Annotated in this window: 8 protein-coding genes and 2 pseudogenes; 8 read left to right on the top strand and 2 right to left on the bottom strand. The window is 68.6% G+C overall.

Annotated features, from left to right (window positions below):
* Positions 1-40: 40 nt before the first annotated feature.
* Positions 41-3,095 (bottom strand): annotated as a pseudogene (locus ACTWQE_RS32725) (Tn3 family transposase).
* Between the two features lie 131 nt (positions 3,096-3,226).
* On the opposite strand from ACTWQE_RS32725, the pseudogene ACTWQE_RS32720 reads away from it, so the two are divergent.
* The 5 genes and pseudogenes from ACTWQE_RS32720 to ACTWQE_RS32700 all read left to right on the top strand — a co-directional run.
* A pseudogene (locus ACTWQE_RS32720) lies at positions 3,227-3,964 on the top strand (ATP-binding protein); the annotation flags it as partial.
* Positions 3,965-4,692: 728 nt separating this feature from the next.
* The gene (locus ACTWQE_RS32715; RefSeq protein WP_443332722.1) at positions 4,693-4,893 is read left to right on the top strand and encodes a hypothetical protein; all 201 of its coding nucleotides are present in this window, start codon (positions 4,693-4,695) and stop codon (positions 4,891-4,893) included.
* Between the two features lie 167 nt (positions 4,894-5,060).
* The gene (locus ACTWQE_RS32710; protein ID WP_443332721.1) at positions 5,061-5,804 is read left to right on the top strand and encodes a hypothetical protein; all 744 of its coding nucleotides are present in this window, start codon (positions 5,061-5,063) and stop codon (positions 5,802-5,804) included.
* Between the two features lie 271 nt (positions 5,805-6,075).
* Positions 6,076-6,330: a hypothetical protein gene (locus tag ACTWQE_RS32705; protein WP_443332720.1), complete on the top strand. Its 255-nt coding sequence runs from the start codon at positions 6,076-6,078 to the stop codon at positions 6,328-6,330.
* Positions 6,331-6,648: 318 nt separating this feature from the next.
* Complete coding sequence (locus tag ACTWQE_RS32700) at positions 6,649-6,846, top strand: hypothetical protein (RefSeq protein WP_443332719.1); 198 nt, start codon at positions 6,649-6,651, stop codon at positions 6,844-6,846.
* A gap of 154 nt (positions 6,847-7,000) precedes the next feature.
* Here ACTWQE_RS32700 and ACTWQE_RS32695 read toward each other — a convergent pair whose 3' ends face one another.
* Positions 7,001-7,210: a hypothetical protein gene (locus ACTWQE_RS32695; protein WP_443332718.1), complete on the bottom strand. Its 210-nt coding sequence runs from the start codon at positions 7,208-7,210 to the stop codon at positions 7,001-7,003.
* A gap of 576 nt (positions 7,211-7,786) precedes the next feature.
* On the opposite strand from ACTWQE_RS32695, the gene ACTWQE_RS32690 reads away from it, so the two are divergent.
* Genes ACTWQE_RS32690 through ACTWQE_RS32680 form a run of 3 tightly spaced genes read left to right on the top strand, consistent with a single transcriptional unit; the run spans position 7,787 to position 9,263 of the window.
* The gene (locus tag ACTWQE_RS32690) at positions 7,787-8,077 is read left to right on the top strand and encodes a hypothetical protein (protein WP_443332717.1); all 291 of its coding nucleotides are present in this window, start codon (positions 7,787-7,789) and stop codon (positions 8,075-8,077) included.
* On the top strand, positions 8,074-8,634 hold the full coding sequence (locus ACTWQE_RS32685; RefSeq protein ID WP_443332716.1) for an RNA polymerase sigma factor: 561 nt from the start codon (positions 8,074-8,076) through the stop codon (positions 8,632-8,634). Before ACTWQE_RS32690 ends, ACTWQE_RS32685 begins: the two co-directional genes overlap by 4 nt.
* A complete protein-coding gene (locus ACTWQE_RS32680; protein ID WP_443332715.1) occupies positions 8,631-9,263 on the top strand; it encodes a hypothetical protein in 633 nt (210 codons plus the stop codon). Before ACTWQE_RS32685 ends, ACTWQE_RS32680 begins: the two co-directional genes overlap by 4 nt.
* The last annotated feature ends 164 nt before the right edge of the window (positions 9,264-9,427 follow it).

Genomic DNA, 9,427 nt, shown 5'->3' with positions numbered 1-9,427 from the left:
CCGCAGCAGGGGCTGGTCGGCGTCTCCCGATGAGCGGCGGTCACTCGCCGTCTACGGCATCCGGATCACGCAGTGGTCGCACGCCTCCGGGCAGGTCGGGGAGCTGGAAGGAGTACCGGCCGAGCATGTTGATGTGGTGCCGCACGAATGGCGAGAGGCGGGCCACGTCCTCGTCGCGGACGTCGAAGCCGTCCGCGCGCAGCTGGTCTACTGCGGCGTCCGTGTACCGCGTCGTGAACAGCACGAGGGCGTTGAGGACCAGGCCGAGCGCGCCGAGCTGGTCTTCCATGCCGTCCTGGTAGCGCTGGTAAGCTGCCCCCGAGCGGCCGTGGAAGATCTTCCGGGCGAGGGAGTGGCGGCCCTCCTGGAGGTTGGCCTGCACCTTGATCTGGCGGCGGTAGCCGGGCTCGTCGGCCAGGCGCAGGATGTGTAGGGGACTTGGCGATCCCCCCGTCGCGCGATCGCGTCGCCGAGCGGGGTGGGGCGCCCGTCGCGCGACAGCATCCGGATCACGTCGTCAGCGCGCACCGCGCCGGTGTGGATCGAGCCGATGATCCGCAGGATGTCCTCCCAGTGCCGCTCGATGCGGGCGAGGTCGACCCGGCCGCGGGCCGCGTCCTGGAAGGCGCCGTAGTCGGCGCTGCGGTCGATGCGCCACATCTTCTGGTCGGGCAGGTCCGCGAGCTGCGGCGCGTACGCGAATCCGGCGAGGGTGAGCAGGCCGAACACGATGTCGCTGTAAGAGGCGGTGTCGGTGACGATCGTCTCGGGGCGCTTGCCGCCGTCGCGATCGTAGAGGACGTCCAGCACGTACAGGGAGTCGCGCGGGGTGCCGGCCACCACCTTCCCGCCCAGCCCCGCCGCCTGGTCATTGATCATGTTGAGCCAGGTGGCGCCGCCCCGGCGCCCGAAGTACTTCGGGTTCGGCCGCGCGTACACGCTCGGCACTGGCACGACGAACCGCATGCCGTCCACGGAGGCCACCAGCCCGCCGCCCCAAGCCTGCGCGAGCGGGATCGACGCCTGGTAGTCGACCAGCGCCGCATTCGCGGCCCGGTACGTCGCCAGCCGCAGATAGGTCTGGTCGACGTGGGACAGGCGCCCGTACTTCAGCGCGTCCGCGGAGCCGATGACCGGGGTGTAGCCGACGTTGCACGCGTGCGCCACCAGCAGCGCGGCGATCGTCACGTTCAGGTCCTTCAGCCGCGCCTCGCCGCCGGTGACGGACGTGAATGCCTGGTCGGCACCGGTCCACGAGAACACCTCCAGCAGCACCTCCGGCAGGTCGACGCGGGGCAGCATCGCCTCCACTGCCTCCCGCAGAGCTCGCAGGGAGGCCGGTTCCGGCTCCGGCTCCAGGGCGGCGAAGTGCAGCCGTCCGTCGTCGTCGAACACGATCTGAGAGTTCGCCGGTACCCGCCCCCCAACCTCGCGGTAGGTGCCGTCCAGCGGCGCAGCCCGCGCGGACAGATGCTCCCCGGCCTCGGCGGGCAAGTTGAGGGAGGCAAGCACGGTGGGCTTGGTCTGCTCCCACGCCTCGCCCGCGAGGAGCTTGGCCCGCGGGTCGCCCCACTTGGAGGAGTTCTTCGCGAACACCTCCCGCCGGCGCAGCATCCGGTGCAACTGCTCCAGCACGCAGAACGCGTACGCCTTCCAGTCCACCGTGCCCGGTTCCAGGTGCGGCGCCGACAACACGAGGCGCCGCCAGGACCCGGCGAGCAGGCCGGTGTCGATCTCGGCGGGGCCGACCTTCTTCCTGCCCATCAGGTCCGGCAGGGTCTTCAGCGCCTTCAGGACCGGCAGGCCCTCCGGGGTGGCACCGAAGTCGACCACCGTCACCAGGAGTCCCAGGAACGGCCGCACGGTGCCGAACCGGGTCAGGAGCTGGCTCCGCCAAGCCTCGTCCGCGTCGGAGTCGAGCGGCGGGGTCAGCTCGAACAGCGCGGCGAGTGCGGCGGCCAGCTCGTCACGCGGCACGACCTGCTCGATCTCCGCCCACATCGCCTCCAGGGTCTCCACCTTCGGTGGGGTGATCTCCCCGCTGTCGGTGTCGACTTGCTCGCTCGTGGTGTCGAACACGACCTGGAACGCGGCGGCCAGCTTCGCGCCGGCCCGCTCCACCCGCGGCAGCGTCTTCAGCTTCTCCTTCGCTGTCTCCCGCTCCGCCCTGGCCAGCAGCTTCGTCGCGATGAGCACCTCCAATAGGTCCAGGGCGTCGTCGACCGCGCGGGTCGTCAGGTAAACCGCGGTGGCCAGCAGCGTGGCCAGGCGCCGAGAGTCGCCGTGCCGGCGCAGCAGCGACGCCTTGCCGTCCACCCCGTACCGCGACAGCTCCGCCAACCGCCGCCGCGGTATCGCGGACACATCCACCTCGGCCATTCCGAAATCGGCGATCTCCGCTGCCCGCGCGAGCGCCCACTTCATCTGGGGCCCGGAGATCCTGACCGGGCCCCGCCGCAGCCGGTCCAACTCCGACACCCGCGCCCCCGGCGGCACGGTCAGCAGGGAATCGAGCACGGCCCGCTGACCGGTGCTCAGCAGCCCGTAGAGGGTGTCCCACAGCCGCTGGTTCGCCGCCTCCCGCACCGAGGCGACCAGCCGGGCCAGCGTCGTCACACCGGGCAGCAGCACCCGCCGCTCCCGCAGCCACACCACCGACGCATCGAACAGCGCCTTCGGGCCCTCCCCGGTCGTCCAGGCCCGCGCATCCACCCACACCCGCAGCTCCGCCTCCGCCTCGGCGAACTCCGTGTACTCCAGGACCCGCCGCAGCTCACGGACGTGATCGAGCCGAGTGTTCTCCCGATCGCCGTACGTCTTCAGCACCGACGCGTCCGCGATACCGAGCTGCTCGGCGAGATAGTCGGGCACCTCCGCCGGCACGTCGGTCGGGTCGTCCAGGAACACCCGAGATACCGCGCGGTCGTGAGCTGGGCCGCGAAGCCCAGCCGGTTGTGCGCCCGCCTCTTCGGCTCGATCAGCGCCCGGTCCGCGTCGTCCAGGAAGAAGAAGCGCTCCAACTCCGTACCGGACGGTGCCCCGTCGTACGCCGCGTACGCCGCAGCCTGCGAATCCGTCAGAAACTCGACCGGCACCCCGGACCCCCAGACAGTCAATGATCACCACGACTGCCGAAGGCTCCGCCCCCGTAGAGCCCCAGGTCAAAGCGCTCTCAGGCCCGCGAAGGGCTTAGCGCCGGTTTTCGTTCCGATGTTCCTCGACCCCGAAGCGCAACACGATCGTGGACGCAACGAATGTCGAACGGTCTGCCAGGGCACCTCTGGTCGCCGCCGCCAAGCGGCACGGCATGCCCGCCATCGCGGTCATCGTCGCCACCCCGGCCTCCGTCTGCGTCGACCGGCAGCGCCCGCGCCCAGCCAACCGAACCGTGCCCGACGATGTGGTGCTCGCCCAGCACAAGGAGATGGTCCACTGCCACCAGTTGCTGAGCAGCGAGGGATTCAACGAGGTCGTCTTCGCCGACAGCCTGTACCGACTGGAGCCGCACCTGCGGCGCCTGAGCGAGGCCCGGATCGTCGACCTCGGCTTGGACGGCAGCGAGGGCCTGGGTGACCTGCTCCTGCCCCGCCGCTTCTTCGGCTCGGAGATCTTGCCGCTGTGGCGCTGGAAGCCGGGCTCCGACCTGGCGGGCGGTGACCGCGTCGCGGAGATTCGCCTTGGTCAGCAGTACCTCACCCTCGCCTTCCGCGAGGATGTCGACGGCGAGGGCGACATCGGCTTCGACGTGCTGCTGCCCTGCCTGGTCGACCCCGAGTGCGACGGGTACGCGTGGGCGCCGGTCTACAGCATCACCTGTCTGCACCGCGCCCTGACCGGCGATATGGACAGCGACCCGGACATCGTTTGCACTGTCCACGGCCCGCACGAGGACGAGGACCAGGACGACGATCCCGCAGGCCGCGCCGACATCGAAGCGCAGGCCGTGGAGGCGGTCCGCGGATAAGCACCCCTCCACCGCAACCGCACCCCTTCGCCCCGTCCGAACTCCCGGCCGGGGTATCTGGGCGCAGGGCTGCCCCGAGTGTCACCTGCCCATCCGGGGCGGGACCGCTGGCCTCGCCGTGTACCGCCGCATCGTCCACACCCACAGCGGCGGCCCGCGCACCGCTGAGAGGCTTTGGTGCACGAGCGCATGGTGCACGAGCGGAACCGCTCAGCTTCAACCGCACCTCACGCCAGCCCTTCAAGGCCCCCCGAGCACGGCGGAGTTGGGCCCTGACCAGGGCAGGTGCACCGACTCGTGTTCGTTCACCGCGGTCCGGCTCATGCACCACACGGTGTGTTGTAGAGCTGTGATCTTCGGCCCGGGCTGGTGGTGAAGGTCGATCGGTTCCGTGGAGCAATGAAGAGTTCCGCTCGCACGACAGCACCTGCGAATGCGACGTCGCCCGGCTCTCCACGCACGTCCGCTCGCCGCTTCCCCTCCCCGCGCCCCCTGTCGCCCTCGGGGCGGCCGCTGGCCTCCAGTCCCGGCCGCCCCGAGGCACCCATCCCTCCGAGCGAAGGAGAACTTCGTGACCCTGCCGGACAACCCCACCGCTTTCCAACGCCTCGCCGGCTCTCCTGGACACCGCCATCAGCCCCTGGCGCCGACAGCTCACCAGCCACACCCACTTCCCCCCACCTCTGCCCCGGCCCGCCCGGTCGCTGGCAGAAGCCATCCCGCGGCTGATGGGGGCTGCCGCCGCGGACGCAGCGTCCCGCGCGGTGTACGCCGGATGGGCTCTCGGCGGGCCGTCGAACTTCCTCCACAACCGGGACCTGTGGCGCGGCTACGAGGACGGCACCGCCACCCTCTTCCTCGCCCCCGGCCAGTGGCTGCGCTACCAGCCCGCGCACGAGGTCCTCGGTACCACGCGATCGCTGGGCTGAGCGGAGGAGTTCACTCTCGAATCCGGCGACGGCACACCACCGTCACCAGCCCGGCGCACCTGCTGGAGCTCCTCGACCACATCGGCACCGAGCCCGCCGAGGACGACAGCGAAGTCGACGAACTCCCCGCCGACGCTGCGAGCAGCGGCAAGGAGAAGCAGCCGTGAGTGCCATCTCCGATCGCTTACGCCGAGACAGCCGCCCTGTTCGCGATCCTCCACGGTGAGACGGCCGAGGCCCAGCGGATCGTCGACCACATGCTCCCGGCCGAGCGACAGACGTTCGCCGATCAGCTCACCCAACCGCGAAACATGCTCGCCCAGTACTGCCAGGAGTGCGAGGCGATGACCCCGGTCGCTCAGAGCGTGACCACACCGGCTCTGGGCCCCGACCGCCGGGGTGCGCCGCACGTGCGCGCCCGCCGCGCACCGCTGACGGCCCCGCGTACCGCCAGAACCATCGAAAGGAAATACCGCATGTCTCGTACCGCTACCCAGTTCCTGACCCGGCCGCTGCGGTGGCTCCAGGCCCGCTGCGCCCCGACTGCCGACACAACGGTCGTACTGGGCGACACCGACGCACTCCCGCTGCCCTACAACGACCCGTACTTCGGGCTGCTGCACGCGATGTACGCGCTCCAGCACGACATCCAGCGCAGCGAGACGGCCGCCGACGCATTGCGCGCCTTCGTCGGCGCCCGGGTTCTGCGTACTGCCGAACGACTGGTGTTCGAGCTGGCGGTGCGTGTCACCTCCGAGCGGGTGGCGGCCGGCCTAAGCCCGGAGGACGGCCCAGTGCTGAAGGACTTGGAGATCGCCCGCGAGCACCTCCACCGTGCTCTGTCTGCAGTCACCGATGCCGACAGCCACTTCTACGACTACGACGACGAACCCGCCGCCCTGGAGGACTGACGGCCCCGCGTGCCGCCCCGGCTGTATCGGAGGCCGGGGCGGTGCCCAGGGCTGCACCCGCACCGCCCGCGCCAGCGCCTGGGCGCTGGCCGAGTTCCCCAGCGAACGGGCCGCACGCGGCCACGTGCGCCTGGACCCGCGCCGAAAACGACGACTTCGCGCTGTAACTACGCCCCGGGACGGCCGCCATCGGCCTGGTAACCACGTCGGCCGCCCCGGGCCTGCCCATCCCGTACGAGACGAGAGGGAAACGCCGGTCATCACCGAGGACATGCTGCACACCGTGCTCCGCCGGAGGGAGCTCGGCGAGTCCGTCGAGCAGATCCAGCCCGACCTGATCATCCCCACCGGCAAGCGCAAGGGCCAAAACCCTTCGGTGGCCAGCATCTACCGGGCGCTCGCCGAGCACGCCAAACGCGAGGCGTACCCCGAAGCCATCGCCCAGGCCCACACCGACTTCGCTGCCCTCCAGACCGGCGAGGTTCCCGCCCCGCGGGCAGGTCACCGGGCGGAGCCCGCCCGGTGACGAACTACCACGTCATCCTCAGCAGGCCCCATCCCTGCTTCCTTGCAAGCACAAGGAAGCCCTCCATCTCTTCAGCTCGATGGAGGGCTCCTGACAGCAAAAAAGCCCTCATCTCGCGAAGAGATGGGGCCTCCGGCGCTGCTCTCTGTGGTTGGTAGCGCAAGTGTACTTGGGGGCCGGTCAGGGCTCTCATCCGGGGCGCCTGGTTGTCCTGACAGGCGTCATGTCCTGCGGTTTCGCCGCACAAGGGCCTACAGCGCCTCATCAACGGCGCGTTCGCGAGAGCGGAGGATTCCTGCGCAATGCCTCCCTCGAGGCATGACCGTATTCGCCGGTCCGGGTGCCGAACGGCCCGGGAAGGCCGGGTTCCTCGGCGCCGAGCTGGAGGGCGCCACCCTTGAGCCGGTGCGGGCCGGGGATCATCGGGTGCCCGCTTCGAGCTGGGTGGGGATGCCGCTGGTGCAGTTCCTGCACATCGGGGATGTGGTTGTAGAGGGTGCCCGGGCTGACGCCTAGGAGCTTGGCGATCGAGGTGATCGAGTGGTTGTGGTTGGGGAGCATCTCGCGGGCGGCCCGGATGATGTCCGGGTTGACGACGGTGGGCCGGCCGCCGACTTTGCCGCGGGCGCGGGCGGCGGCCAGTCCCTCGCGAGTGCCGGAGACGATGAGCTCACCCGCCCACGTTGTTGAAGTTGTTCAAGGTGACCGTGTTCTCGCCGCCCCAGCCCAAGCCCCCCAGCAAGCCGTCGCTTACCTGGATGTCCTGTTGCTGGTTGACAATAGGGCTGTTCACATCGTCGCGCACCAGACCAGCGTGCGCAACAGTGGGGGACAGCAACACCGCGACGGCGGCGAGGGTTGCGGCCACATGGACCTTCATGGCTGTCTTCATACTTCCTGCAACGGCCGGCGCAGCCTCGGAGACACGAGCTTAGGCCGTCCGGACCACAGCGCCGATCGGCTTTGGTAACGCCGCAGGCCTTGCTCGACGCGCCCCGCAGCGGCCGACTGTTCGAGAATGATCGTGGACTTGACGAGGTCCAACTCGAACGTCGGGTGAGCCGGAAGGCGAAGATCATTCTCAGCGCTACTTCTTGCCCCGCAACTACTACCGACGCCAATTTGCATCGGATGCCAATAGGCGACACCGGTCCTGGAGATGAGTCCGGGACAGTGTGTAAGCCGGCCGTACGGGCTGGCCCGAGCTGTGAGGCGAGTGGCCGGGCCCAACGCTTCCCAGTGTCTGCAGCTCTCCATGATTCGGAGTCGAGTTCGATTTAATTGCATGAACCGAACTGGAGTGCAATCAGTTTATTCAGTGCACTGGCGTACTAATCCCAACGAAATGAAAGAATCTTGTTCTGACCTATCCGGATTCCGGGATCCTGCGGCGTGTAGGTGGGTGAAGGCGTGGCCTTCGACATCTGCTGAGTTCGTCAGAAAGGAGCCGAGTCAGATGACTTGGCTGGAGATCGCGGGAGCGGGTGGCGCGTCAGTCCCCCTTGTGCTCCTGCTGCTGTACGCCGGGCGCCGTGTCGCCGCGGCGATGGAGCGGTGCCTGGAATCCCACCAGGCTCGACTTGCTGAGCGCGAGCAGCGCGCTTCGATCGTGGCCGCTGCAGGCGTGCTCCCCTCGGGAGGGGCGGTGGTTCAGTTCGAGGCTGGGCAGCCGGACTGGCTTGTGTGGAAGCCGTCTACCGTGCACTCCTTCCCAGTGCTCCCTGTCGACGACCGGGAGGTCGCGTGACCGAGGAGGACACGAGGTGTTGCCTGGGCGCGGCGGCGGACTTCGAGGAGTTTGTCCGCAGCACCCGCGCTCGGTATCTGGTCGCCGCGATGATGGCGACGGATAAGAACATGCATAACGCTGAGGACGCCGTGCAAAGTACGTACGAGCGGCTGTTCAAGGCGTGGCCCCGACTCGCTGCGAGGCAGGGGTCGCTCGTCGGGTACGGCCGCACGACGCTGGATCGTGCGGTCATCGACCAGTTCCGTAGGACCCGCAGGCTCGAGCCTTACCCTCCGGAGGAATTGCCGGAGGGCACGTCGAACCTGGGCATACCCGATGCCTCGTACGTCAGCGTGCGTGACGGGATCTACGAATGGATCACCGACGAACTGCTCCCGGCTTTACCGGAGCGTCAGCGGCAGGTCGTGACCCTGTGTTTCGTCAAGGACCTCACCCCGGCAGAGGCTGCGCAGGAGCTTGGCCTCAAGGAAGACACGGTGAAGCGGTACCTGAATGCGGCGCTGAACAGGTTGCAGAAGACGGTCTATGAGTCATCGGAGGAGGTGACAGCGTGAGCATGGGGGAACTTCGAGATGGCCAGCACAGGATTCTTGCCGTGCTGATTCTGCTGGACCGCCTCTACCAGGTCCTCAAGGGCTTCGGGCGGACGGCAGAGGTCTCGAACCAGGTGGGGGGCCGGCCTTCGGGCCGGCCCCCGGCCGGGGGAGAGTGCCCGGACGGCACCAGTGGGGCTGGCGATTCTCAGGACACGCCATTTGCAAGGGGCGGGCCTGCGGTCGAGGAACTGGCTCTGCTCTTGTGCCGTTGGAAGGCGAGTACTTCCACCGGACGGACTGCTCGGCGCATCGCTGAACTGTGGGAATACCTGGATGAAGTGGGTTCGGCGTATCGCTGGTGGCAGGTCGCAGCAGCGATGGGTGATTCGGACGCACAGGAATACCTGGAAGTCCTACACGGCGAAGTGCAGCACGGGACTGACTGGTTGGCGGTGGTGAACATCGCCGATGTGGGGCCACCGTGCAGCTGGTCAGAGTGGACGTGCCTGAGCGATGCTGCGCGCTCAGCCTGCGGCGGCCTTGTGGCGCCCGCAGTCGAAGAGGCGGAGGTGCGACAGATGGTGCGACAAATCGAGGACTATCTAACGCATCCGGACCAAGTTGCCAATGGGGGCCGACAGCGATGACATGCGCTAGCGCTTTCAAGGCGCGCGGCCCTCTTCGCCAGGCGGGGATCGCTTCGACGAACTACCGCAGGAGGGGACGGCCCTTGGTCGTGTGATCTCGCCTTGAGGATTCTGCATCCGCGGAAGTAGACGACTCAGCAACGTGGCGGCTGCCTGGCCAGGCA

The sequence above is a fragment of the Streptomyces sp. 8N706 genome (assembly GCF_052245415.1).
Taxonomy (GTDB): domain Bacteria; phylum Actinomycetota; class Actinomycetes; order Streptomycetales; family Streptomycetaceae; genus Streptomyces.
Note: the sequence above shows the minus strand (reverse complement) of the source record. Positions and strands in the feature narration are given on the sequence as shown.